This window comes from Thermus amyloliquefaciens (assembly GCF_000744885.1).
GTDB classification, from domain to species: Bacteria; Deinococcota; Deinococci; order Deinococcales; family Thermaceae; genus Thermus; species Thermus amyloliquefaciens.
The window spans coordinates 1,034,538-1,058,226 of the sequence record NZ_JQMV01000003.1; the positions used below are offsets into that span (position 1 = coordinate 1,034,538).

The 23,689-nt window shown below is 67.0% G+C and carries 18 protein-coding genes and 1 pseudogene; 9 read left to right on the plus strand and 10 right to left on the minus strand.

Translation table 11 applies throughout. From position 1 onward, the window contains the following. Positions 1-4: 4 nt before the first annotated feature. Genes BS74_RS05680 through BS74_RS05690 form a run of 3 tightly spaced genes read left to right on the plus strand, consistent with a single transcriptional unit; the run spans position 5 to position 2,856 of the window. Entirely contained in the window at positions 5-1,150 is a 1,146-nt protein-coding gene (locus BS74_RS05680; protein ID WP_038056835.1) for an acyl-CoA dehydrogenase family protein, read from the plus strand. A 10-nt stretch (positions 1,151-1,160) separates the two neighbouring features. Then, the gene (locus BS74_RS05685) at positions 1,161-1,904 is read left to right on the plus strand and encodes an electron transfer flavoprotein subunit beta/FixA family protein (protein ID WP_038056837.1); all 744 of its coding nucleotides are present in this window, start codon (positions 1,161-1,163) and stop codon (positions 1,902-1,904) included. A gap of 10 nt (positions 1,905-1,914) precedes the next feature. After that, on the plus strand, positions 1,915-2,856 hold the full coding sequence (locus tag BS74_RS05690) for an electron transfer flavoprotein subunit alpha/FixB family protein (protein ID WP_038056840.1): 942 nt from the start codon (positions 1,915-1,917) through the stop codon (positions 2,854-2,856). Between the two features lie 64 nt (positions 2,857-2,920). Here the strand turns inward: BS74_RS05690 and BS74_RS05695 are convergent, their stop codons facing one another. After that, positions 2,921-3,328 carry a hypothetical protein gene (locus BS74_RS05695; protein ID WP_038058922.1) on the minus strand — a complete coding sequence of 136 codons (408 nt, stop codon included), beginning with the start codon at positions 3,326-3,328 and terminating at the stop codon, positions 2,921-2,923. A 73-nt stretch (positions 3,329-3,401) separates the two neighbouring features. On the opposite strand from BS74_RS05695, the gene BS74_RS05700 reads away from it, so the two are divergent. Beyond that, a complete protein-coding gene (locus tag BS74_RS05700; protein ID WP_038056842.1) occupies positions 3,402-4,967 on the plus strand; it encodes an acyl-CoA carboxylase subunit beta in 1,566 nt (521 codons plus the stop codon). Positions 4,968-5,138: 171 nt separating this feature from the next. Continuing rightward, positions 5,139-5,810 carry a type-5 uracil-DNA glycosylase gene (locus BS74_RS05705; protein ID WP_038056845.1) on the plus strand — a complete coding sequence of 224 codons (672 nt, stop codon included), beginning with the start codon at positions 5,139-5,141 and terminating at the stop codon, positions 5,808-5,810. Here BS74_RS05705 and polX read toward each other — a convergent pair. Continuing rightward, positions 5,788-7,515, minus strand: a complete 1,728-nt coding sequence (gene polX / locus BS74_RS05710; protein WP_038056847.1) for a DNA polymerase/3'-5' exonuclease PolX — start codon at positions 7,513-7,515, stop codon at positions 5,788-5,790. The two genes, BS74_RS05705 and polX, sit on opposite strands and share 23 nt — an antisense overlap. Positions 7,516-7,547: 32 nt before the next feature. Between polX and BS74_RS13130 the strand changes: the two are divergent. Beyond that, positions 7,548-7,795: pseudogene (locus BS74_RS13130) on the plus strand (hypothetical protein). Here BS74_RS13130 and BS74_RS05715 read toward each other — a convergent pair. Both BS74_RS05715 and nifJ read right to left on the minus strand, forming a co-directional pair. After that, positions 7,761-8,759, minus strand: a complete 999-nt coding sequence (locus tag BS74_RS05715; protein ID WP_038056850.1) for a dihydroorotate dehydrogenase-like protein — start codon at positions 8,757-8,759, stop codon at positions 7,761-7,763. The pseudogene BS74_RS13130 and the gene BS74_RS05715 overlap by 35 nt on opposite strands. Positions 8,760-8,792: 33 nt before the next feature. Beyond that, positions 8,793-12,296 (minus strand): pyruvate:ferredoxin (flavodoxin) oxidoreductase, encoded by a 3,504-nt coding sequence (gene nifJ, locus BS74_RS05720; RefSeq protein ID WP_038056851.1) that lies wholly within the window; start codon positions 12,294-12,296, stop codon positions 8,793-8,795. Positions 12,297-12,371: 75 nt separating this feature from the next. On the opposite strand from nifJ, the gene BS74_RS12975 reads away from it, so the two are divergent. Together BS74_RS12975 and BS74_RS05725 are read left to right on the plus strand one after the other, a co-directional pair. Beyond that, complete coding sequence (locus BS74_RS12975; RefSeq protein ID WP_281173182.1) at positions 12,372-12,500, plus strand: hypothetical protein; 129 nt, start codon at positions 12,372-12,374, stop codon at positions 12,498-12,500. A gap of 32 nt (positions 12,501-12,532) precedes the next feature. Then, a complete protein-coding gene (locus BS74_RS05725) occupies positions 12,533-13,759 on the plus strand; it encodes an aminopeptidase (protein WP_038056852.1) in 1,227 nt (408 codons plus the stop codon). A 165-nt stretch (positions 13,760-13,924) separates the two neighbouring features. Here BS74_RS05725 and BS74_RS05730 read toward each other — a convergent pair whose 3' ends face one another. The 3 genes from BS74_RS05730 to hslO form a co-directional block, all read right to left on the minus strand. Continuing rightward, positions 13,925-15,163: an O-acetylhomoserine aminocarboxypropyltransferase/cysteine synthase family protein gene (locus BS74_RS05730; RefSeq protein WP_038056853.1), complete on the minus strand. Its 1,239-nt coding sequence runs from the start codon at positions 15,161-15,163 to the stop codon at positions 13,925-13,927. A 140-nt stretch (positions 15,164-15,303) separates the two neighbouring features. Further along, positions 15,304-15,717: a universal stress protein gene (locus BS74_RS05735; RefSeq protein WP_038056854.1), complete on the minus strand. Its 414-nt coding sequence runs from the start codon at positions 15,715-15,717 to the stop codon at positions 15,304-15,306. A 12-nt stretch (positions 15,718-15,729) separates the two neighbouring features. Next, positions 15,730-16,755: an Hsp33 family molecular chaperone HslO gene (gene hslO / locus BS74_RS05740; protein WP_038056856.1), complete on the minus strand. Its 1,026-nt coding sequence runs from the start codon at positions 16,753-16,755 to the stop codon at positions 15,730-15,732. A gap of 36 nt (positions 16,756-16,791) precedes the next feature. Between hslO and cysS the strand changes: the two genes are divergently transcribed. Then, positions 16,792-18,237: a cysteine--tRNA ligase gene (cysS, locus tag BS74_RS05745; RefSeq protein WP_038056859.1), complete on the plus strand. Its 1,446-nt coding sequence runs from the start codon at positions 16,792-16,794 to the stop codon at positions 18,235-18,237. A gap of 102 nt (positions 18,238-18,339) precedes the next feature. Here the strand turns inward: cysS and BS74_RS05750 are convergent, their stop codons facing one another. Genes BS74_RS05750 through BS74_RS05760 form a run of 3 tightly spaced genes read right to left on the minus strand, consistent with a single transcriptional unit; the run spans position 18,340 to position 23,581 of the window. After that, the gene (locus BS74_RS05750) at positions 18,340-20,073 is read right to left on the minus strand and encodes an acyl-CoA dehydrogenase family protein (RefSeq protein WP_038056861.1); all 1,734 of its coding nucleotides are present in this window, start codon (positions 20,071-20,073) and stop codon (positions 18,340-18,342) included. Positions 20,074-20,082: 9 nt separating this feature from the next. Continuing rightward, the gene (locus tag BS74_RS05755; protein WP_038056862.1) at positions 20,083-21,276 is read right to left on the minus strand and encodes a thiolase family protein; all 1,194 of its coding nucleotides are present in this window, start codon (positions 21,274-21,276) and stop codon (positions 20,083-20,085) included. Between the two features lie 13 nt (positions 21,277-21,289). Then, the gene (locus tag BS74_RS05760; RefSeq protein ID WP_038056865.1) at positions 21,290-23,581 is read right to left on the minus strand and encodes a 3-hydroxyacyl-CoA dehydrogenase/enoyl-CoA hydratase family protein; all 2,292 of its coding nucleotides are present in this window, start codon (positions 23,579-23,581) and stop codon (positions 21,290-21,292) included. Positions 23,582-23,689 lie beyond the last annotated feature (108 nt).

Here is a 23,689-nt window from a genome sequence, read left to right on the forward strand (position 1 = left end):
AGCCATGCCCATAGACTTCAGCCTCACCGAGGAACAACGCCAGCTCCAGGCCCTGGCCCGGCGGTTCGCCAAAGAGGTGATCCTGCCCGTGGCCCAGGAATACGACGAGAAGGAAGAGGTGCCCTGGCCCATCATTGAAAAACTCCACGAGGTAGGCCTCCTGAACGCCATCATCCCCGAGGAATACGGGGGGATGGGCCTCAAAATGCTGGACGAGGTCATCGTGGGGGAGGAGCTGGCCTACGCCTGCATGGGTATCTACACCATCCCCATGGCCAGCGACCTGGGCATCACCCCCGTGCTCCTGGCGGGGACCGAGGAACAAAAGCGCCGCTTCCTTACCCCCCTCACGCACAAGCCCGCCCTGGCGGCCTTTGCCCTCAGCGAGCCCGGCAACGGCTCCGACGCCGCCGCCCTCAAGACCCGGGCGGTGCGCCAAGGGGACCATTACCTGCTGAACGGCACGAAGATGTGGATCTCCAACGGCGGGGAGGCGGAATGGGTGGTGGTCTTCGCCACCCTGAACCCCGAGCTCCGCCACAAGGGGGTGGTGGCCCTGGTGGTGGAGAAGGGCACCCCGGGCTTTAGCGCCGTGAAGATCCACGGAAAGATGGGGCAAAGGGCCTCGGGGACCTATGAGCTGGTGTTTGAGAACGTGAAGGTGCCCGTGGAAAACCGCCTCGGGGAGGAGGGCGAGGGGTTCAAGATCGCCATGAACACCCTTAACAAAACCCGCATCCCCGTGGCGGCGGGCAGCGTGGGGGTGGCCCGGCGGGCCCTGGACGAGGCCAAGAAGTACGCCAAGGAGCGGGAAGCCTTCGGCCAGCCCATCGCGAACTTCCAGGCCATCCAGTTCAAGCTGGCGGATATGCTCATCGGCATTGAAACCGCCCGCATGTACACCTACTACGCCGCCTGGCTGGCGGACCAGGGCCTTCCCCACGCCCACGCCAGCGCCATCGCCAAGGCCTACGCCTCGGAGATCGCCTTTGAGGCCGCCAACCAGGCCATCCAGATCCACGGGGGTTATGGCTACGTGCGGGAGTTCCCGGTGGAGAAACTGCTGCGGGACGTGAAGCTCAACCAGATCTACGAGGGCACCAACGAGATCCAGAGGCTCATCATCGCCAGGCACATCCTGGCGGAATAGGAGGTAGGGGATGAAGTTCATAGCGGTCATCAGGCAGGTACCGGACGGGGAAAGCAGGCTTAGGATCCAAGGGGACCGGGTGGACCTTTCCGGGGCCACCCTGATCCTAGACCAGATGGACGAGTACGGGGTGGAGGAGGCCCTTCGCCTCAAGGAGAAGCACGGGGGGGAGGCAGTGGTGGTGGGCTTCGGCCCGGAGCGCACCGAGGAGGCCATCCGCACCGCCTTGGCCATGGGGATGGATCGGGGCATCCACGTGGTTTACGAGGGCTATGCGGATCCCGTGACCGTGGCCGAGGCCCTGGCCCCCATCCTGAAGGAGGAGTCCCCCACCCTTATCCTGACGGGGGGGCAGCAGGCGGACTGGGATAGCCAGGCCCTGGGCGGGGCCCTGGCGGAGGCCCTGGGCGTCCCGGTGGTGGCCTGGACCACCGCCCTCGAGCTGGAAGGGGAAACCGCCAAGGCCAAGCACGACCTGGACGAGGGGGCCGAGTGGGTCCGGGTGCGGCTTCCTGCGGTCTTCACCACGCAACAGGGCTTGAACGAGCCCCGCTACCCCACCCTGCCCGGCATCATGAAGGCCAAGAAGAAGGAGATCAAAAAGGTCCCCTTTGGCGGCGGAAGCCGGGTGGAGATCCTGCAGGAGAGCATCCAGGAGAAAACCCGGCTTCAGAAGGTTCTGGATGGCAAGGATCCCGTGGCCGCGGCCGAGGAGCTGGTGCGGCTTTTGCACGAGGAAGCCAAGGTGATTTGAGGAGGCGACCATGATCCTGGTGGTTTTGGACCACGATGGAAGCAGGTTGAGGAAGGCGAGCCTCGAGGCCCTCACCCGGGCCCGAAGGCTGGCGGAGGCCCTAGGGGAACGGGTTGCCGGGGTGCTTTTGGCTGAGGGCCAAGCCCCTGTGGAGGAGGCCCGAGGCCACGTGGAGACCCTTTACGTGGCCGAGCTCGGCCCCTACACCGCGGAGAAGTGGGCGGCGGGCATCCTGGAGGCCGCCAAGGCGGGGGTGAAGGCCATCGTGGCCCCCTCCTCCCGGCAAAGCCGCACCTATTTGGGCCGGGTGGCCTACGCCTTGAAGGCGGGGCTACTGGAGGACACCCTGGACTCCTGGGCGGAAGGGGGCCAGGTCTACGCCACCCGCTACGCCTACCTGAACCGGGTGACGCAGAAGGTGCGAAGCGCCCTCCCCGTGGTGCTCACGGTAAAGCCCAACACCACCCCCTTGGCCGAACCCCTGGGCGCTCAGGGCGAGGTGGTGGCCCTGAGCCTGCCCCCCGTGGCCACGGTGGAGGTGCTGGAGAGGGTGCAGGAGGAGAAAAAGGGCGTCTCCCTCACCGAGGCGGACGTGGTGGTCACGGGCGGCCGCGGCCTGGGGAGTCCGGAGGCCTTCCAAAAGGTGGAGGAGCTGGCCGCCCTCCTGGGCGGGGCCGTGGGGGCCACCCGGGCGGTGGTGGATGCCGGCTGGCGGCCCTACAGCGAACAGGTGGGCCAGACCGGAAAGACCGTGCAACCCTCCCTCTACATCGCCCTGGGGGTTTCTGGGGCGGTGCAGCACCTGGCGGGGATGAACAAGAGCAAGTACATCGTGGCGGTGAACAAGGACCCCGAGGCCCCCATCTTCAAGCATGCGGACTACGGCATCGTGGGGGATGTGCACCAGGTGCTTCCCGCCCTGATCCATGCGGTGAAGAAACTGAAGGACTAGGCCAAGCCACACCAAAGGGACGGGCAGGGACATCCCTGCCCGTCCAAGGTTTGGCCTACCTGGCTTACCTAAGAGGGGGAGCCCCTTCGTCTTCCATGCGGGAGACCTCTGGGTTCTCCTGGGACACCTCCTGAACCCCCTTCTCCCGGTTACCCCTGAAAAGCTGCAACAGGAAGAAAAGGAGGACCGCGGCCACCACCACGCCCACCACATAGGGCCAAGTGGGGGCGCCAGGGGTAGCGGGCACCTCGGGCAGGGAAAGAGGGGGAGCCGGAGCCTTAAAGACCTCACCCTCCAGCTTGCCCACCCGCTCCGCCAAGGCCTTGAGGACCTCCTCCTGGGCCTGGACCCGGGTTTCCAAGGCGGCCACCTGGCCCTCGAGGACCAGGAGGCGGGCATAGCCCTGGTACCCAGCCCAGGCCAGAAGGAGAACCGCCACCAGCAACAAGACCAGGCCTAACCAGCGCTTCATCCTTAGCACCTCCCTTGCCGGGCCCCCGTACTTTGGCAGCAAACCCGGCTTCTTAGTATATCATGCAGCCAGTATGGCCGATAACGCCAAGCTCATCCTGGACGAGCTACTGGCCGAGCTGGAGGAAAGGCGAAAAAAGGTCTTCCTTGGCGGGGGTGAAGAGCGCATCCGCAAACAGCACCAGCAGGGTAAGCTCACCGCCCGCGAGCGAATAGAATACCTCCTGGACCCAGGAAGCTTCGTGGAGCTCATGCCCTTCGCCGAGCACCTGGAAACCGGGCTCATGGAGGGCCTCGAGGCCCCGGCGGACGGGGTGGTGACCGGCTACGGCACCATCGGGGGCCGCCTGGTCTTCGTCTTCAGCCAGGACTTCACCGTCTTGGGAGGGTCCTTGGGCAAGATGCACGGGCGCAAGATCGCCAGCCTCATGGACCTGGCGGCCAAGGTGGGCGCGCCCATCATCGGCCTCAACGACTCCGCCGGCGCCCGCATCCAGGAAGGGGTGGACAGCCTCTCCGGCTACGGGGAGGTCTTCTACCGCAACGCCATCTACTCCGGGGTGGTGCCCCAGATCTCCGCCATTCTGGGGCCTTGCGCCGGGGGAGCCGTCTACAGCCCCGCCATGACCGATTTCATCCTCATGAGCCGCGGCACCAGCTACATGTTCATCACCGGCCCCGAGGTGATCAAGAGCGTCACCCGGGAGGAGGTGAGCTTTGAGGAGCTGGGGGGGGCGGACGTGCACATGGAAAGGAGCGGGGTGGCCCACCTGGAGGGCCAAAACGACCAGGAGGTGCTGGACCTCATCAAAAAGCTCCTTTCCTACCTTCCCCAAAACAGCCGGGAGAAGCCCCCGGTGGTGGAGCCCCAGGACGACCCCCACCGCCCCACCCCGGAGCTCCTGGAGATCGTCCATCCGGACGCCAAGCGGCCTTACAACATGCACCAGGTGATCAAAACCCTCCTGGATGACGGGGAATTCTTGGAGATCCAGCCCGGCTTCGCCCGGAACATCATCGTGGGTTTAGGCCGGCTCGGCGGTTACCCCGTGGGGGTAGTGGCCAACAACCCCCGCTTCATGGCCGGGGCCCTGGACATCAACGCCTCCGACAAGGCCGCCCGGTTCATCCGCACCATGGACGCCTTCAACATCCCCATCCTCACCCTGGTGGACGTAACCGGCTTCCTGCCCGGGGTGGCCCAGGAGCACGGGGGGATCATCCGCCACGGGGCCAAGATGCTCTTCGCCTACGCCGAGGCCACGGTGCCCAAGATCACCCTCATCGCCCGCAAGGCCTACGGGGGGGCCTACCTGGCCATGAACTCCAAGGACATGGGGGCGGACGTGGTCCTGGCCTGGCCCACGGCGGCGGTGGCGGTGATGGGGGCCGAAGGGGCGGCCAACATCATCTACCGCAAGGAGATCCAATCCTCCCCCAACCCCGAGGAGACCCGCCGCCGCAAGATCGAGGAGTACCGCCGGGCCTTTGACAACCCTTGGGTGGCGGCGGGCCGGGGCTACATCGACGACGTGATCGACCCCGCCCACACCCGGCGCCTCCTCTACCAGCACCTAAGGATGCTCTGGAACAAAAAGGAGGAGCGGCCCTTCAAGAAGCACGACAACATCCCTCTTTAGGCTCCAGGGGTTAAACCCCATGCGTGGGGGTTGCAATAGCTAGGGAATAACTAACGCCGGCCTCCTGGGCCAGTACAACGAGGGCCTGATCGGACCCGGACACTGTAGCGAGTAGGCCTCATGGCCTCCCCATAACCCCCGCCTTCGGGCGGGGGTTATGCTTATAGGCCGATGGACACCTTCTCCTGGGATACCTTCCATAAGGAGCTCACCGCCTGCCGCCTCTGCCCCCGGCTGGTGGCCTGGCGGGAGGAGGTGGGGCAAAGGAGGCGCCGGGCCTACCGGGAGTGGGACTACTGGGCCAAGCCGGTCCCCGGCTTCGGAGACCCCGGGGCGCGGCTCGTCCTCTTCGGCCTCGCCCCCGGGGCCCACGGTTCCAACCGCACGGGCCGCCCCTTCACCGGGGACGCCTCCGGGGCCTTCCTCTATCCCCTCCTCCACGAGGCGGGGCTCGCCAGCAAGCCCACCAGTGAGCCTGGGGACGACCTCAGGCTCTTTGGCGTCTACCTCACCGCCGCGGTGCGCTGCGCCCCGCCGGAGAACAAACCCACCCGGGAGGAGCTCCTGGCCTGTGGCGCCTGGACCCGGGTGGAGCTTGGGCTCCTCCGGGAAGCCAGGGTCTACCTGGCCCTGGGCCGGGTGGCCCTCGAGGCCCTCCTGGACCACTTCCGCCTGAAAAAGAGCGCCCATCCCTTCTTCCACGGGGCCCACTACCCCTTGCCCGGAGGGCGGCACCTTTTGGCCAGCTACCACGTGTCCCGGCAGAACACCCAGACGGGGCGGCTCACCCGGGAAATGTTCCTGGAAGTTTTGCTAAGGGCTAAAACCCTCGCCGGGCTTTGAGCCGGGCCATGAGGTCCTCGTAGGAGAGGGTGTTCAGCACCCTTTCGGGTCCAATCCAGGCCCTTTGCGCCGTGCCCACCGCCAGCTCCATGAAGCGCAGGTGCTCCACCTGGTGGGCGTCGGTGGAGAGGCTGATCCAAAGCCCCATCCCGTAGCCCATCCGGGCCAGGTCGTCGGGGAGGTCCATGCGGTCGTAGTAGCCGTCGATCTCCACCGCCACCCCCCTCTCCTTGGCCTTTCGCAAGATGGCCTCCCAGTCGGCCTCGATGGGGGCCCGCCGACCCAGGAGCCGGGCCGTGGGGTGGGCCAGGATGTGGACGAAGGGGTTTTCCAGGGCCCTTAGGATGCGCCGGGTCTGGTCGGCCTTGGGGAGCTTGAACTGGGAGTGGATGGACACCAGGACCAAATCCAGCTCCCGCAACACCCAGTCGGGGTAGTCCAGGGAGCCGTCGGGCCTGATGTCCACCTCCGCCCCCGCCAGGAGGTAGGGGGGGCCGTGGCTCTCGTTGAAGCGGCGGATGGCCTCAATGCGCCTCAGGGCCTCCTCCGGGGAAGGCCCCCCCGCCACCCGCACCGCTGGGGAGTGGTCGGTGACCCCCAGGTACTGGTAGCCCAAGGCCTTGGCCGCCTCCCAGAGTTCCTCCAGGCTGTTCTGCCCGTCGGAGTAGGTGGAGTGCACCTGCAGATCCCCCTGGATCTCCGAAAGCTCCAGAAGCCTCGGCAACCTCCCCTCGAGGGCCGCCTCCACCTCCCCGTGGTCCTCCCGGAGGGGTGGGGGGATGAAGGGCAGGCCCAAGGCCTCGTACACCCCTTCCTCCGTCTCCCCCGCCAGGCGCTTTTCCCCGCGGAAGACCCCGTACTCGGAAAGCTTTAGCCCCTTCTCCTGGGCAAGGGCCCGGAGCTTGATGGAGTGCTCCTTGCTCCCCGTGAGGTACTGGAGCCCAGCCCCATAGCTCTCGGGCGGCACCACCCGGAGGTCCACCTGGAGGCCATTTTTAAGGAACACGGTGGCCCGCTCCTTGCCCTGGGCGTAAACCTCCCTCACATGGGGAAGCTTCACGAAGGCCTTCACCACCTCCTCGCTCCTCGCGCTCGCCACCAGGTAGTCCAGGTCCCCCACGGTGTCCTTGTACCTGCGGGCGGACCCGCACAGCTCCGCCCTCTCCACCCCGGGCAGGGCGCGGATGGCGGCCAGGAGGTTCCGCGCCAGGGAGAGCACCGCCCCCAAGGGCCTGCGCTTACCCGCCACCTGCACCAAGGCCAGCCCCTCCCGGATCCTTTCCGCCTTTTTGGGACCAAAGCCCTTAAGGCGAAGCAGGTCTCCCCGATCCAGGGCTTCCTTTAGTTTTTCCAGGGAATCAATGCCCAGCTGGTCATAAAGCTGCCGGGCGGTCTTGGGCCCCACCCCGGGCACCGCCATCACCTCCAGGATCCCCCGGGGGACCTTGGCGGCCAGCTCCCCGTGCTTAATGATCCTGCCCGTCTTCAGGAACTCCAAGACCTTCTCCGCCAGGTCCGGCCCGATGCCGGGAAGGGCCATGAGGGCCTCCTTTCCCCCCTTGGCCACCTCCTCAATGGGGGTGTCCAGGTCTTGGAGGGTTCGGGCCGCCTGGTAATAGGCCCGCACCCGGAAGGGGTTGTCCCCCAGAAACTCGCTCATGAGCCCGATCTCCTCCAAGAGGCGGGCCAGCTCCTGGTTCCTCATGCCCTCACTATACGGGTATACTGGGGCTACCCATGCCCCCACCGGACCGGTTCCGCAAGGCGGTGCTGGAGATGCTGAAACAGGAGGGCCGGCCCCTCCACTACACCGAGGTGGGCCGCCGCCTCAAGGAATCGGGGCTCTGGGCCGAGGTGAAGGAACCGGAGAAGATCGCCAAGATCCGCTTTCCGCCCTGGCCCGCTGGTCCAGAAGCCCGGTGGTGGCCTTGGGAAAGGGCTTGTACGCCCTTAGGGAAGAAGGCGATACGAGCCCAGAACCTTAAGGTAGTTGGCCCTTTCCAGGGCAGCGGGTTCCGCCACCTTCAGGTAGCTCATCACCCCCCGCATCTCCTCCACGCTCCCGTATTCCTTTTCCTCCATAAAGGCCTTGAGCTCCTCCAGCACGGTGCGAAAGTGCCCGGGCCCCTTTTCCAAGACGGCCGAGGTCATCATCACCACCTGGGCCCCGGCCAAAAGCCCCTTCACCGCCTCCTTCCCCGAGTGCACGCCCCCCGTCAAGGCCAGCTCCAGGCCAACCCTCCCGTAGAGGAGGGCGATCCAGTGGATGCGCAAAAGGGCCTCGTAGGGACGGGAAAGGCTTAAGGTGGGCACCACGGAAAGGGTTTCCAGGTCCAAGTCGGGCTGGTAGAAGCGGTTGAAAAGGACCAGGGCCCGGGCCCCCGTGGCCTCCACCCTCTTGGCAAAGTGGGCGAAGGCGGTGAAGGCGTGCCCCACCTTCACCGCCACCGGGACCCGCACGCTTTCCACCACGGCGCGGATGGTGTCCAGGCACATGGCCTCCACCTCCGCCCCGGAGAGGTTGGGGTCCGTGGGGATGTAGTAGAGGTTGAGCTCAATGGCGTCCGCGCCGGCCTCCTCCAGGAGCCTGGCGTACTCCACCCATCCCCCCCGGCTGATGCCGTTCAGGCTGGCGATGATGGGGATGGCCACCCGCTCCTTGGCCCGGGCGAGGAGATCCAGGTGGCGCTCGGGGGTGAGGCGGTACTCGTGGGCCCGGGGAAAGTAGGAAAGGGCCTCGGCGTAGCTCTCGTGGCCGTAGTGGAGGTAATGGTCCAGCATTTCCTCCTCGAGGGTCACCTGCTCCTCAAAGAGGGAATGCATCACGATGGCCGCCGCACCCCCATCCTCCAGGCGGAGGAACCCGTCCAGCCTCTCCGTGAGGGGCGAGGCCGAAGCCACCAAGGGGTGCTCCAACTTCAAACCCAGGTAGGTGGTGCTGAGGTCCATAGCTCCTCCTTTCCTAACGGGAAGGCCCATCCCCTAGCTGGGCACGCTTTCCCTTTGGGCCATGCGGGAGAGCCTTTCCCACCTTTCCCGCACCGCCTCCTCCGCCAGCCTTAAGAAGGCCTCGGCCCCCTCGGGGTGGGTCTGGAGGAGGAGCCGGTAGCGGTTTTCCGCAAAGAGGTATTCCCTAAGCGGCAGCGTGGGGGGTTTGGAATCCAGGATGAGGCCTTGGCCCGGAATGTAGCGGAAGAGGGGCCAGTACCCCGTGCGCTCCGCCAGCCGCTGGTGCTCCATGCCCTTGGCCATGTCGATGCCGTGGGCGATGCAGTGGCTGTAGGCGATGAGGAGGGCCGGACCCCGGTGGGCCTCGGCCTCCAAAAAGGCCCGCAGGGTGTGGGCATCGCTTGCCCCCATGGCGATCTGGGCCACGTACACGTGCCCATAGCTCATGGCCATGAAGGCCAGGTCCTTCTTGGGGGTGGGCTTGCCCGCCGCAGCGAACTTGGCCACCGCCCCTAGCCCCGTGGCCTTGGAGGCCTGCCCCCCGGTGTTGGAGTAGACCTCGGTGTCCAGAACCAGGACCTTCACGTTGGCCCCGCTGGCCAGCACGTGGTCCAGCCCCCCGTAACCGATGTCGTAGGCCCAGCCATCCCCGCCCACAATCCACACGGAATGGGGGATCAGGGCCTCCGCCACCGCCAAGAGGTCCTTGGCCTTAGGATCGTCCAGGCCCCTCAGCTTTTCCCGAAGCATCGCCACATCCTGGCGCCTGGCCTCCACCCCCTCGAGGCCCGCTTGCGCCAGTAGCCTCTCCACCAGCTCCTCACCCAGGACCTGCCGGAAGTCCCTCACCAGCTCCCGGGCATACTCCGCCTTTTTGTCCAAGGCCAGGCGCATCCCCAGGCCAAACTCCGCGTTGTCCTCAAAGAGGGAGTTGGCCCAGGCCGGGCCCCGGCCCTCCCGGTTTTTGCTCCAAGGGGTGGTGGGAAGGTTCCCCCCGTAGATGGAGCTACACCCGGTGGCGTTGGCCACGATGAGGCGGTCCCCGAAGAGCTGGGAGAGGAGCCTCAGGTAAGGCGTTTCCCCACACCCCGCGCAGGCGCCCGGGAACTCAAAGAGGGGCTCCAGAAGCTGCACGTCCTTGACCGCATGCAGCTTAAGCCCCGCCCTCGGGGTTTCGGGTAGCGAGAGGAAGAAATCCCAGTGGCGGTTCATGGCCTCCCGCACCTCGAGGCGCGGGGCCATGTTGAGCGCCTTGCGGCTGGGGTTTTGCTTGTCCTTGGCGGGGCAGACCTCCACGCAAAGGGAGCACCCCGTGCAGTCGTCTGGGCTGATGGCCAAGACAAACTCGCCGGCAAGCTCCTTCCACATGGCCTTGCGGTGGGGAAAACCCTCGGGGGCCTCGGCCAAGGCCGCCTCCGGCACCACCTTGGCGCGGATCACCGCATGGGGGCAGACTAAGACGCACTTGCCGCACTGCACGCACACCTGGGGGTCCCAGGTGGGGATGAACTCGGCAATGCCCCGCTTCTCGTACCGGGCCGTCCCCGTGGGGTAGGTGCCATCCGGGGGAAAGGCGGAAACCGGCAAGGCGTCCCCCAGGCCCAGGGCGATGGGCCCCAGCACCTCCCGCACGAAGGCAGGGGGGTGGCCCACCATGGGCGGCACCAGGTCCTTTTCCGAGGTAACCCTCCCGGGCACAGGGAGGGGCTCCACCGCCTGGAAGCCCAGCTCCACCGCCTGGAAGTTCCGCTCCAACACCGTCTTCCCCCGCTTGCCGTAGCTTTTTTCTATGCCCTTCTTGATGCGGGCCTTGGCCTCCTCCTCGGGGAGCACCCCAGAGAGCTTGAAGAAGGCCGCCTGCATGATGGTGTTGATGCGCCCGGGCAGGCCCACCCGCCTGGCCAGTTCGTAAGCGTTGACCACATAGACCTTGAGGTTCTTCTTGAGAATCTCCTCCTGCACGGGCCGGGGCAGGCGGTCCCAGACCTCCTCCTTGGGGTAGGGACTATTGATGAGGACCGTGGCCCCCTCCTCCGCCACCCCCAGCATGGGAAGGCGCTCCAAGAAGCTCCATTGGTGGATGCCCACGAAGTTCGCCTTCTGCACCAGGTAGGGCTTATTTAAGGGGTTGGGGCCAAAGCGCAGGTGGCTCACCGTGCGGGAGCCCGACTTCTTGGAGTCGTAGACGAAGTACCCCTGGGCGTAAAGGGGGGTCTCCTCCCCGATGATCTTGATGGTGTTCTTGTTGGCGCTCACGGTCCCGTCGGCCCCCAGGGCGAAGAAGACCGCCCGCACCGAGGCCGGGTCCTCAAAGTCCACCTCGGGGTAGGAAAGGCTTGTGCCCGTGACATCGTCCACGATCCCCACGGTGAAGCCGTGGCGGGGGCGATCCTTGCTGAGCTCCTGGAAAACCCCAAGGGCCATGGCCGGGGTGAACTCCTTGGAGGAAAGCCCGTAGCGCCCGCCCACCAAAAGGGGCACCGGGCCTCCCCGAAGGGCAAAGGCCGCCGCCACCTCCTGGAAGAGGGGCTCTCCCACAGCCCCGGGCTCCTTGCCCCGGTCCAGGACGGCCACTTTCCTCACCGTCTCTGGGAAGGCCTTGAGCAAGGCCTCCGCATGGAAGGGACGGTAGAGCCTGACCCGCACCATCCCCACCCTCTCCCCCCGCCTCAGGAGGTGCTCCACCGCCTCCTCCACCGCCAAGGAGGCCGAGCCCATGACCACCACCACCCGCTCGGCCTCCGGGTGGCCCACGTACTCGTAAGGGGCGTAGCGGCGTCCGGTTACCTGGGCAAAGTGCTCCATGGTTTCGGCCACCACCTGGGGCAGGCGCAGGTAATAGGGGTTGATGGCCTCCCGGTTTTGGAAGTAGTGGTCGGGGTTTTGCGCGGTGCCGCGGATGGCCGGGGCCTCAGGGGTGAGGGCGCGCCGGCGGTAGGCCTCGAGGGCCCCGAAGGGGAAGAGGGCCTTAAGCTCCCGGTCGGAAAGGGGCAGGATCTTCTGCACCTCGTGGGAGGTGCGGAAGCCGTCCATGGCGTGAAGCACCGGGAGGCTTGCCTTCAGGGCGGTGAGGTGGGCGATGGCCGCCAGGTCCTGGGCCGCCTGGACGGAGTCCGAGACCAAGATGGCCCAACCGGTGGGCCTGACCGCATAGAGGTCCTGGTGGTCTCCAAAGATGGAGAGGGCATGGGTGGCCAGGGCCCGGGCGGCCACGTGGATGACCCCAGGCAGCGCCTGGCCGGCGATCTTGTACATGTCGGGGATCATGAGGAGGAGGCCTTGGCTGGCGGTGAAGGTGGTGGCCAAAACCCCTTGCTGGAGGGCTCCGTGGAGGGCCCCGGCCGCCCCACCCTCGGACTGCATCTCCACCACCCGGGGCACCAGCCCCAACAGGTTGGGCTCCCCCTTGGCTGCCCACTCGTCGCAAAGCTCCGCCATGGGGCTGGAGGGGGTGATGGGGTAGATGGCGATCACCTCGCTCAAGCGGTAGGCCACCCGGGCCACCGCCTCGTTGCCGTCCACGGTGATGGGACGCATACGGTTCACCTCCCTCTCACCATAGCGCCCCCTGGGGTGAAGAATGTCCCCCTGGTGTACCCTGGAGGCATGTCCATGCGGTACCTCCTGGCTGCGGTCTTCCTGGTGGCGGCCTTCCTTTTGGAGGGCTACAGGCCCTTTTTCCTGCTGCTTGCGGGCCTTGCCCTCCTGCTCGGCCGGCCCAAAACCTGCCCCCGGCCTTGACGGAAGGCCTTCCGGAGGGAAGACTTTAGGGCGTGAGCGCGTTTCAGGAAAACCTGGAGAAGCTGGCCGACCTGGCCATCCGCGTGGGGCTGAACCTGGAGAAGGGGCAGGAGGTCATCGCCACCGCCCCCATCGAGGCCGTGGACTTTGTCCGCCTTCTAGCGGAAAAAGCCTATGGGCACGGGGCCAGCCTCTTCACGGTCATCTATGGGGACAACGCGATAGCCCGCAAGCGGCTTTCCCTGGCGCCCGAGGAAGGCCTGGACAAGGCCCCGGCCTGGCTCTACGAGGGCATGGCCAAGGCCTTCCGGGAGGGGGCCGCTCGGCTCGCGGTTTCCGGCAACGACCCCAAGGCCCTGGAGGGCCTCCCCCCAGAACGCATAGGCCGGGCCCAGCAGGCGCAGAGCCGGGCCTACAAACCCGCCCTGGAGGCCATCACCGAGTTCGTCTCCAACTGGACCATCGTCCCCTTCGCCCACCCCGGCTGGGCCCGGGCGGTCTTCCCGGACCTTCCCGAGGAGGAGGCGGTGGCCAGGCTCTGGCAGGCCATCTTCCAGGCCACCCGGGTGGATACCCCCGACCCCGTGGCCGCCTGGGAGGCCCATAACCGAAGCCTTCACGAAAAGGTGGCCTTCCTGAACGCCCAGCGCTTCGCCGCCCTGCACTTCCGGGGGCCGGGCACGGACCTCAGGGTGGGCCTGGCGGAGGGCCACCTGTGGCAGGGCGGGGCCACCCCCACCAAGAAGGGGCTTCTTTGCAACCCCAACCTGCCCACGGAGGAGGTCTTCACCGCCCCCCATCGGGAGCGGGTGGAGGGGATCGTGCGGGCAAGCCGCCCCCTGGCCCTGGGTGGCCAGCTGGTGGAGGGCATCTGGGCCCGGTTTGAAGGGGGGTATGCGGTGGAGGTGGGGGCGGAAAAGGGGGAGGAGGTCCTTCTCAGGGTCCTCTCCACCGATGAGGGGGCCCGACGCCTAGGGGAGGTGGCCCTGGTGGCCGCGGATAACCCCATCGCCAAGACGGGCCTGGTCTTCTTTGACACCCTCTTTGACGAAAACGCCGCCAGCCACATCGCCTTCGGCCAGGCCTATGCGGAGAACCTGGAAGGCCGCCCCACGGGGGAAGCCTTCCGTAGCCGCGGGGGCAACGAGAGCCTGGTGCACATCGACTGGATGATCGGCTCCGAGGAGGTGGATGTGGACGGCCTCCACCAGGATGGCACCCGGGTACCCCTCATGCGGCAGGGGCGTTGGGTGGTCTAAGCACCCCAGGAGTCCCAGAAAAGCCTTGGGGATGCCCCTTATTCCCTAGCCACCCGTCTGGGACAAGACCCCGTGCCTCGTGGCTAACCTCAGGGGACCCTGCGGTTGCGGGGCCCTTTTGTTACTACATTCACGATGTAAGCGGCTAGGGAAATCCTTCCCCCCCTAAACCGCCTCCAGGGCCTCCCGGAACCAGGCCAGGAGGTCCTCCGGATCCTCGAGGCCCACGGAGACCCGCACCAGGCCGGGCGTGACCCCCGCCTGCCGCCGCCCCTCCTCCGAAAGGCGGCTATGGGTGGTGGTCCAGGGATGGACCAGAAGGGTGCGGGCGTCCCCCAGGTTGGCGGCCTTGGGCAAGGGGATGGCCCTAAGGAAGCGGCCCGCCGCCTCCTGGCTTCCCAGGTCCAGGGTGAGCATGGGCCCCCCCGAGGCCAGGTACTTCCGGGCCATGGGGTAGGCGGGGTCCTGGGGCAAGCCGGGGTAGCGGAGGCGCTGCACCTTGGGGTGGTCCCTCAAAGCCTCGGCCAGGCGAAGCGCCGTCTCGCTCATGCGCTTCACCCTAAGGGCCACGGTCTCCAGGCCCTGGAAGAGGAGGTAGGCGTTAAAGGGGGATAAGGCCATGCCCATAAGGGAAAGCCCCAGGGTGCGGACCCTCTCCGGGTAGCACCTGGGCCCAAGGGCCTCCCAGGGCACCTGGCCCTTGGCGTCCCTCTCCAGGAACTGGGGGTAGTTTTGCCAGATGCCGCTATCCCGTACCAGGACCGCACCCCCTAGGACGGAGCCGTGGCCGCTTGCCCATTTGGTGAGGCTTTCCACCACCACATGGGCCCCCCACGCCAGGGGTTTGGCCAGGGCCCCGGCGGCGCCAAAGGTGTTGTCCACCACCAGGGCCACCCCCTTCTCCTCCGCCAGGGCGGCCAGGCCCTCCAGGTCCGGCACCACCAGGGCGGGGTTGGCCATGGTCTCCACGAAGAGGACCCGGGTCTTCTCCGTGAGGGCCTCCCGCACCCGGTCGGGCTCGGGCTCTAGGTAACGCACCCTTATGCCCATGGGAACCAGGACCTGCTGGAAAAGGCCGATGGTCTGGCCGAAAAGCCCCTTGGCCGCCACCACCTCATCCCCTGGGCGGAGGAGGGCCATGAGGGCGGCAAAGGTGGCCGCCTGGCCGGAGGCGAAGACCAGGGCCTCCATGGCCCCCTCCAAGGCGCTTAGCCTCTCCTCCAAGGCCCTGCCGGTGGGGTCCTTCTGCCTTGCGTAGACGTAGCCCTCCCCACTAGCGAAGCGCTCCGCCCCTTCCTCCAGGCTCCTAAAGCCATAGGCGGCCACCGCGTAGATGGGAAGCCCCACCGCCCCATGGGGATCCTCAGGTAGCCCCGCACGCACCGCCAGGGTTTCGTAGTTCATACCCCCCAGTTTACCCTTTCCTGGGCCACCAGAAATCTTTCCAGCAAGAGGCTCGAGGGCCTTGAGGGCATCGGCCACCCAGGTGCAGGTGGAGAGGCGCGCCTGCGCTTAGGCCGTTCTCGGGAAGCCGGGCAGACGTCCTAACGCACCAAGAGCACGGGGCAAGGAGCCTCCGCCACCACCTTCTGGCTTTGGCTCCCCAAAAAGAGGCTTCCCACGGCCCCAAGGCCCCGCGTGCCCATAACGATCAGGTCTGCCCTTTCCCCCAAGGCCGCTTCCAGGATGGCCTCCGCAGGGCGGCCCTCGAGGAGCAGGGCATCCTCCTGGGGGATCCCCGTCCGCTCCCTGGCCTCCGCCAGCACCTTCTCCGCCCGCTCCAAGCGCCGTTTCAGGGCCTCCTGGAAGAAGGGCTCCCCCAGGTAATCGGGGACGGGCTCGTAGACATGCACCACCACCAGCCTGGCCCCGTGGGCCAAAGCCTCCGCCTTGGCCACATCCGCCGCCCGCTTGGCGTGGTCCGAACCGTCATAGGCCAGGAGGATGGTCTTGAACATGGCCTCAGCTTATCAAGCTTGGGCCCGCCCTTCCGAGGGGATCTCCACCTTGCGCCCACAGCGGCAGGTATTCCCCTCAATGCGGAAAAGGGTGCCGTCCGCCCTAGGGTAAAGCCAAAGGGTGCCGCAGTCGGGGCAGCGCACCTCCGCCACCAAAGAGCGGATCTCCTCCGGGGAGAAGCGGTAAACCTCCCCACACCAGTGGCAGACCACCTCCGCTCCCCCCTCCTTCACGATCATGTCCTCCCGCTCCTCGGGGGTGAAGAAGACCAGGGCCTCCAGGGCCTTCTCCCGGTTGCACCGGCAGCGGAAGCGGGCGGGGATCTCGTTCAGGGGGTAGCCCAGGGCCCGGAGGTCCGTGCGCTCAAACCCAAGCCCCGCCAGGAGCACCTCCAGGGCTCCCTCCAAGCCCCTTTCCTTGAGGAGGGGCGTGAGGCCCGTGAGGCCCGAAAGGTTGTCCTCCAGGCGCTTCAGCACCTCCTCCGGGGCCTCGGGCATCACCTGCACCGCCACGCCCCCCGCCACGTCCACCTCCCCTTCCCCCTTCACCCGCACCCCTAGGAGGACGGCGGAGGGGATCTGCTCCGACTGCCAAAGGTAATGGGCCAGGTCCTCGGCGATCTCCCCGGAGACCAGGGGCACCGTGCTGGTGTAGATCTCCCCATTCGGGAGGCTCCGGTCCACCCGCAAGACCCCGGCGCCCACCAGCTCGCCCACGTTGAGCTTCCCGTCGGGGCGTAGGGGGACCTCCGCCCGGGAGTTTTGCACGTAGCCCCGCACGTGGCCTTGGGCGTCCGCCTCCACCACCAGCCCCCCCAGGGGCCCGGTCCCCTCGAGGCGCAGGGTGAGGCGCTCCTTGGGGGTCTTGAGGAGAAGCTGGGCCAGGAGGAGGGCCCCGGTCATGGCCCGGCCCAAGGCGGCGGTGGCCGTGGGGGAAAGGCCATGCCGCCTGCGGGCCTCCTCCACCACATCCCCCGTCTCCGCCGCCACCACCCGCAGGTGGCCCTCCCCCGCCAAGCCCCTAAGGATCCGTCCCATACCCCGCCATTATGCCACGGGCCTATAATGGCCCACATGGGCCTTCGCATCTACGACACCCTGCAAAGGGCCAAGGTGGACTTCACCCCTGCCACCCCGGGGCACGTGGGGATCTACGTGTGCGGCCCCACCGTGTACTCCGACCCCCACCTGGGCCACGCCCGGGGGCCCATCGTCTACGATGTGCTCCGCCGCTACCTCCTCCACCAGGGGTACAAGGTGCGCTTTGTCTCCAACATCACCGACGTGGGCCACCTCACCGACGACGCCGACCAAGGGGAGGACAAGATCCTCAAGCGGGCCAAACTGGAACAGCTCGAGCCCATGGAGGTGGCGGAGAAGTACACCTGGAGTTACTTTGACGCCATGGCCGCCCTGAACGTGCTCCGCCCCTCCATCGCCCCCAGGGCCAGCGGCCACATACCGGAACAGATTGAGCTCACGGAAAGGCTCCTGCGGCTTGGCTTCGCCTACGAACGCCAGGGAAGCGTTTACTTCCGGGTAAGGGCCTTCCCCCAGTATGGGAAGCTATCGGGAAAGCGTTTGGAAGAACTCCGGGCAGGGGCCAGGGTGGAGGTGCGGGAGGAGAAGGAGGACCCCCTGGACTTCGCCCTTTGGAAGGCGGCCGAGCCCGGCCACCTCATGCGCTGGAAAAGCCCCTGGGGCGAGGGCTACCCGGGTTGGCACATCGAGTGCACCGCCATGAGCCTCAAGTACCTCGGGGAGGGGTTTGACCTCCACGCCGGGGGCATTGACCTCCAGTTTCCCCACCACGAGTGCGAGATCGCCCAGGCGGAAGCGGCGGGCTACCGCTTTGCCCGCCACTGGATGCACCACAACCACGTGCTCCTGGAAGGGGAAAAGATGGCCAAGAGCACGGGGCACCTGGTCCTCCTCCACGACCTCCTAAGGGCCCACGAGCCCATGGCCCTGCGGTTTTACCTCCTGCAGACCCACTACCGCAGCCCCATGGACTTCACCTGGGAGGGCCTCGAGGCGGCCAAGCGGGGGTATGCCCGGCTCCTCACCGCCTACCGCGAGGTCCGGACCCATCTGAAGACGGCAGGCCCGGGCACCACCCCGGAGCTGGAAAGGGCGCTGGACGCTCTGGAAAGGGACTTCCTGGAGGCCATAGAGGACGACCTCGGCACCCCGGAGGCCCTGGCCGCCTTTTTCACCTTCCTCCCCGAGCTGAACAGGCTCCTCCCCGAGGCCAAGGGGGACACCCTAAGGCGCACCGCCCAGGTCTTCCACACCCTGGGGGAAGGCATCCTGGGCCTCTTCCCGGAAAGGGTTCTGGAGGAAAAGGTATCAGGCCCCCTCTTGGAGGGCCTCATCGCCCTGCTTCTAGAGCTTCGCGAGGAGGCCCGGCGGGCCAAGGACTACGCCAAAAGCGACCTGATCCGGGAAAGGCTTAAGGCGCTAGGGGTTATCGTGGAGGACACCAAGGAAGGCCCCAAGTGGCGGCTCGCCCTGGAGTAGCCCGCTCAAGGGGTTCCCTGGGGTAACCCCACCTTAGCTGGATTTCTGGGGCATAGGAGTACCCCGCCGGGGCCAAGCCCCGGCGGGGTAAGGCCCTTAGGTTTAACGGGGGATGGGGTAGCCCTCCGCCTCGAGGACCCTCTCCGCCACCTCCCGCCTCAGGGCCACCAGGTCCGCGGGCTCGTGCTTGGTGAGCCTGCGGGCGGCGGAGTAGACCACCCGGGCCTCATCCCCTTCCACCAGGCGGGGCAGCACGGAAAGGGCCGAGGCCTGGGCCCGGTCCAGGGCCTGGAGCAGGTAGAGCCGGGCCATGGCCTGGGCCACGCCCCCAAGCCTGCGGGCCCGGAGGAGGGCGCTTTCCGCGGCATAGGTGTCGATGAGGATGTCCGCCGCCACCCCCAGGACCTCCTGCTCCTCCTCCAGCTTCTCCCCGTACCTCTGGGCCGCCAGGCCCGCCACCATGAGGGCCAGCTTCTTGAGGTTTTGCACCTGGTGCACCTCCAGGTCCTCGGGCTCCTCAAAGCTGGGCTCCAAGAGCTCCTTCTGGAGCCTCATGGCCGCCTGGAAGAGGGGAAGCTGCCCCTTCAGGGCCCGCCTCAGGAGCATCCCGGGGATGAGGAGGCGGTTGATCTCGTTGGTGCCCTCAAAGATGCGGTTGATGCGGGCGTCCCGGTAGGCCCGCTCGATGGGGTACTCCTGGGAGTAGCCGTAGCCCCCGTGGATCTGCACCCCCTCGTCCACCACGTAGTCCAGCACCTCCGAGCCCAGCACCTTGATGATGCTGGCCTCCACCGCGTACTCCTCAATGCCCGCCATCACCGCCTCAGGGCCCTTCTTCCCCAAAAGGGCCTCATCGATCAGGCCCACGGTGCGGTAAACGGCGCTCTCGGCGGCGTAGATGCGGGAGGCCATCTCCCCGAGCTTCTGCTTGATGAGCCCGAAGCTCCCGATGGGCCGGCCGAACTGGTGCCGCTCCTTGGCGTACTTGGCGGAAAGCTCCAAGGCCCTTTTGGCCCCGCCCACCGCCCCGGCGCCCAGCTTGTAGCGGCCCACGTTGAGGACGTTGAAGGCGATCTTGTGCCCCTTGCCGATCTCCCCCAGGACGTTCTCCACGGGCACCTTCACGTCCTCCAGGATCACCTGCCGGGTGCTGGAGGCCTTGATGCCCATCTTCTTCTCCTCGGGGCCAAAGGAGAGGCCGGGGGTGCCCCGCTCCACCAGGAAGGCGGTAAAATGCTCCCCATCCACCTTGGCGAAGACGGTGAAGAGCTGGGCGAAGCCGGCGTTGGAGATCCACTGCTTGACCCCGTTCAGGACGTAGTGCTTGCCATCTTCGGAAAGGGTGGCCCGGGTTTTGGCCGAAAGGGCATCGGAGCCCGAACCCGGCTCCGTAAGGCAGTAGGCGGCGATCCACTCCCCGCTGGCCAGCTTGGGAAGGTACTTTTGCTTTTGCTCCTCGGTGCCGAAGTAGACCAAGGGCAGGGTACCGATGGAGGTGTGGGCCCCGTAGGTCACGGAGAAGCCCCCCGAACCGGAAAGCTCCTCCGCCACCACCGTGGAGATCACCTTGGGCAGGTCCAGCCCCCCGTACTCCTCGGGCACGTCAATGGCGAGAAGCCCCAGCTCCCCCGCCTTTCGCATGAGGGGGACGTTCAGCTCCAGCTCCCCATGCTCCATGCGCTCCAAGAGGGGAAGGACCTCCTTCTCCACGAAGGTGCGGGTGGTACGGGCGATCTCCTTGACGCTCTCGTCAAAATCCTCGGGGGTGTAGATCCGCTCAGGAGCCTCCAGCAACCAACCCCCGCCCCTGTGCCAAAGCTTCTTTTCCTCGGTCATGGCCTCCTCCTAAGCTGGGTATACCTCAAAGACCCCGGCGGCCCCCATGCCGCCGCCGATGCACATGGTCACCAAGCCATACCCCCCGCCCCGCCGCCCCAGCTCGGCGATGAGCTGGGCGGTGAGCTTGGCCCCGGTGGCCCCCAAGGGGTGGCCCAGGGCGATGGCTCCGCCGTTCACGTTGGTCCTTTCCTCCGGCATTCCCAGGGTGCGCATCACCGCCAGCACCTGGGCGGCAAAGGCCTCGTTGAACTCGATGAGGTCGATCTCTTCCAGGGAAAGCCCGGCCCGCTCCAAGGCCTTGGGCACCGCCTTGACGGGGCCAATGCCCATCACATCGGGCTCCACCCCCGCCACGGCGAAGCTGACGAAGCGGGCAAGGGGCTTTAGGCCCAAAGCCTCCGCCTTCTCCCGGCTCATGACCACCACCGCCGCCGCCCCATCGGAGTAGGGGCTGGCGTTCCCCGCGGTTACCGTGCCGCCCTTTTTGAAGGCAGGCCGCAACTTGGCCAAGGCCTCCAGGGAGGTCTCGGGCCGCACGGTCTCGTCCCGCTCAAAAAGCGCCTCCTCCACCACCTTCTTGGTTCCTTCGTAGCGCACCCTCGGGACCCGGATGGGCACCACCTCGGTGAACCGCCCCTCCGCCCAGGCCTTCGCCGCCCTTTGGTGGCTCCTTAGGGCCCAGCGGTCCTGGTCCTCCCGGCTGATGCCAAAGCGCTCCGCCACCCTCTCGGCGGTGAAGCCCATGCCGATGTAGGTGGAATAGCCCTCCGGGCTCCACTCCGTGGGGGTGAGGTCGGGGTGGAGGCGGGTGTGGAAGCCCGACATGGGCACCTGGCTCATCATCTCCACCCCGCCAGCCAGGACCGCATCCGCCATGCCCGTCATCACCGCCTGGGCGGCCATGGCGATGGTCTGGAGGCCAGAGGAGCAAAAGCGGTTGACGGTGGCCCCCGCCACCTCCACGGGGAAACCCGCCCGCAGGAGGGCCAGCCGGGCGATGTTGAGCCCCTGGGCCGCCTCCGGCATGGCGCACCCCCAGAGGACGTCCTCGAGCTCCTTGGGGTCCAGGCCCACCCGCTCCACCGCCTGCCGCATCACCTGGGCGGAAAGGTCCACCGGGTGGAGGGCGGCCAAGGCCCCGTCCTTCTTGCCCCGGGCCACGGGGCTACGAACCGCACTGACGATTACCGCTTCCCGCATGGTTTCACCTCATTCAGTTCCTCAGGGGCTTGCCCGTCTTCAGGGTGTAGGCGATGCGCTCCTGGGTCTTCCGGGTGCCGAGGAGCTTCAAGAAGGCCTCCCGCTCCAGGTCCAAAAGGTCCCACTCGGAAACCTCCCTAGGCGCCCCCTCGCCCCCGGAGAGCACGTAGGCGATCTCCAGGCCGATCCGCATGTCGTGGTCGGTGATCTCCCCCGCCTCGCGGAAGGCCCAAACCGCATAGCGCAGGTTCCCCAACGCCTCGCTCCCCAGCACGCGCACCCGGGGGGGCAGGGGCGGGCGGTAATCGGGGGCGAGCTCCAGAACCCGGCGCTTGGCGTCGGCGATGAGGAAGTCCCGGTTCATGCTGATCCGGTCCCGGTCGCGGAGGAAGCCCATCTTGCGGGCCTCGAGGGCGCTGGTGGAGGTCTTGGCCAAGGCGATGAGGTTGAAGGCCCGCTTCACCCCCTCAAAGGGATCGGCTTCCTCGTAGGGGGCAAGCTCCCCAGTGAAGCGGAGGAGCATCTCCTTGGTGCCGCCCCCCGCCGGGAGGAGCCCCACCCCCGCCTCCACCAGGCCCATGTAGAGCTCCGCATGGGCCTGGACGCTATCGGCGTGCAGGGTGAACTCCGCCCCGCCCCCCAAGGTGAGGCCGAAGGGGGCCACCACCACGGGGAAGGGGCTATAGCGCAAGGACATGGAGGCCTTCTGGAACTGCCGCACCGCCAGGGCCAGCTCGTCCCAGTCCCCCTCCTGGGCCGAGGAGAGGATCAGGGCCAGGTTGGCCCCAGCGGAGAAGGCCCTGGGGTCCTCGTTGCCGATCACGAGGCCCAGATAGCCCTTCTCCTCCACGTACTCCAGGCTCTTCTGGAGCATGCGGATCACGCCCTCCCCGATGGCGTTCATCTTGGTGCGGAACTCCAGAAGGGCCACCCCGTCCCCCAGGTCCAGAAGGGCGGCCTCCTTGCTCTCCAGGAGGGTCTTGCCCTCGGCCTTCAGGGCCTTGAGGGAGAGGACCCCTTCCCGCTTGGGCAGGGGGTGGTAGGCCCCGTCAAAGCCCAGGTAGGTGCCGTTGCGGTAGAAGCTTCCCTGGGCCTTCTTTAGGAGCTCGGGTTCGGGAAGCCCGTGCTCGGCGAAAAGACGCCTTAGCCCCTCGAGGCCCAAGGCGTCCATGTTCTTAAAGGGCCCCTCCTCCCAGCCAAAGCCCCACTCCAGGGCCTGGTCCACCGAGACCAGGTCGTAGGCGATCTGGGGGGCTTTCTCCAGGGTGTAGTGGGCGGTGCGGGCGAAGAGTTCTTTAAGGAACGCCCCGTATTTGCCGGGAAGCTCCATCACCCGGGGAAGCCTCTCGGCCAGGGGCAGGTCCCGAAGGGCCTTCAGCTCGGGCAGCTCCACCTTGGCCCGGGGGACGTACTCCAGGGTGCGGTAATCCAGGGTGTGGATCTCCCCGTCCACCCGCTTGTAAAACCCCGCCCCCGCCTTCTCCCCAAGCCGCCCCTCCTCCACGAGGCGCAGGACCCAGCCCGGCAGGGCGAAGTCCTCTCCCGTGGCCTGGGCCAGCTCCTCCGTGACCAGCTTCAGCACGTCCAGGCCCGTAAGGTCGGCGGTGCGGAAGGTGGCGGAGTTGGGGCGGCCCAGGAGGGGCCCGGTGAGGGCATCCACCTCGTCTATGGTGAGGCCGTGCTTCTCCATGAGGCGCACCGCCTGGACCATGCCGTAGACCCCGAGCCGGTTGGCGATGAAGCCCGGGGAGTCCTTGGCCAAGACCGTGCCCTTCCCCAGGATGCGCTCCCCAAAGCGCCGGATCTCCCTTAGGACCTCCGGATCGGTTTCCGGGGTGGGGATCAGTTCCAAGAGGTGCAGGTAGCGGGGCGGGTTGAAGAAGTGGGTGCCCAAAAAGCGACGGCGGAAGGCCTCCGAGCGGCCTTCCAAGAGCACCCGCATGGGGATGCCGCTGGTGTTGGAGCTTACGATGGCGGTGGGTTTCAGAAGGCCCTCGAGGCGCTCATAAAGGGCCCGCTTGGGCTCGGGTTTCTCAATGATGGCCTCCACCACCCAGTCGCAGTCCCGGAGCTTGTCCAGGTGGTCCTCGGTGTTGCCGATCTCCACGTAGCGGGAGAGGTCCGGGTCCATGAAGGCCGCAGGCTTGGCCTTTCGGGCCCGCTCCAAACCCCGCTTGGCCAACTCGTTCCGGTCCTCCTTGCCCGGGATGTCCAGGAGGACCACGGGGATCCCGGCGCTGGCCACCAGGGCGGCGATCCCGCTTCCCATGGTCCCCGCGCCCACCACGCCCACCTTCTTGATCATGGTCACCTCCTTATACTGAGTCAAAGTTTACGGCAGAAGGGCGGAGCTTGTCAAAGGGGTTCCTTGACGCCAGGCCCTATCCGGAGGGCATCAGAGGGAATGGGGGCA

What these genes read in the sequence shown, in the direction of transcription:
- BS74_RS05680 (WP_038056835.1), top strand. Translation starts at nt 5, where the DNA reads ATGCCCATAGACTTCAGCCTCACCGAGGAACAACGCCAGCTCCAGGCC.
- BS74_RS05685 (WP_038056837.1), top strand. Translation starts at nt 1,161, where the DNA reads ATGAAGTTCATAGCGGTCATCAGGCAGGTACCGGACGGGGAAAGCAGG.
- BS74_RS05690 (WP_038056840.1), top strand. Translation starts at nt 1,915, where the DNA reads ATGATCCTGGTGGTTTTGGACCACGATGGAAGCAGGTTGAGGAAGGCG.
- BS74_RS05695 (WP_038058922.1), bottom strand. Translation starts at nt 3,328, where the DNA reads ATGAAGCGCTGGTTAGGCCTGGTCTTGTTGCTGGTGGCGGTTCTCCTT.
- BS74_RS05700 (WP_038056842.1), top strand. Translation starts at nt 3,402, where the DNA reads ATGGCCGATAACGCCAAGCTCATCCTGGACGAGCTACTGGCCGAGCTG.
- BS74_RS05705 (WP_038056845.1), top strand. Translation starts at nt 5,139, where the DNA reads ATGGACACCTTCTCCTGGGATACCTTCCATAAGGAGCTCACCGCCTGC.
- polX (WP_038056847.1), bottom strand. Translation starts at nt 7,515, where the DNA reads ATGAGGAACCAGGAGCTGGCCCGCCTCTTGGAGGAGATCGGGCTCATG.
- BS74_RS05715 (WP_038056850.1), bottom strand. Translation starts at nt 8,759, where the DNA reads ATGGACCTCAGCACCACCTACCTGGGTTTGAAGTTGGAGCACCCCTTG.
- nifJ (WP_038056851.1), bottom strand. Translation starts at nt 12,296, where the DNA reads ATGCGTCCCATCACCGTGGACGGCAACGAGGCGGTGGCCCGGGTGGCC.
- BS74_RS12975 (WP_281173182.1), top strand. Translation starts at nt 12,372, where the DNA reads ATGCGGTACCTCCTGGCTGCGGTCTTCCTGGTGGCGGCCTTCCTTTTG.
- BS74_RS05730 (WP_038056853.1), bottom strand. Translation starts at nt 15,163, where the DNA reads ATGAACTACGAAACCCTGGCGGTGCGTGCGGGGCTACCTGAGGATCCC.
- BS74_RS05735 (WP_038056854.1), bottom strand. Translation starts at nt 15,717, where the DNA reads ATGTTCAAGACCATCCTCCTGGCCTATGACGGTTCGGACCACGCCAAG.
- hslO (WP_038056856.1), bottom strand. Translation starts at nt 16,755, where the DNA reads ATGGGACGGATCCTTAGGGGCTTGGCGGGGGAGGGCCACCTGCGGGTG.
- cysS (WP_038056859.1), top strand. Translation starts at nt 16,792, where the DNA reads ATGGGCCTTCGCATCTACGACACCCTGCAAAGGGCCAAGGTGGACTTC.
- BS74_RS05750 (WP_038056861.1), bottom strand. Translation starts at nt 20,073, where the DNA reads ATGACCGAGGAAAAGAAGCTTTGGCACAGGGGCGGGGGTTGGTTGCTG.
- BS74_RS05755 (WP_038056862.1), bottom strand. Translation starts at nt 21,276, where the DNA reads ATGCGGGAAGCGGTAATCGTCAGTGCGGTTCGTAGCCCCGTGGCCCGG.
- BS74_RS05760 (WP_038056865.1), bottom strand. Translation starts at nt 23,581, where the DNA reads ATGATCAAGAAGGTGGGCGTGGTGGGCGCGGGGACCATGGGAAGCGGG.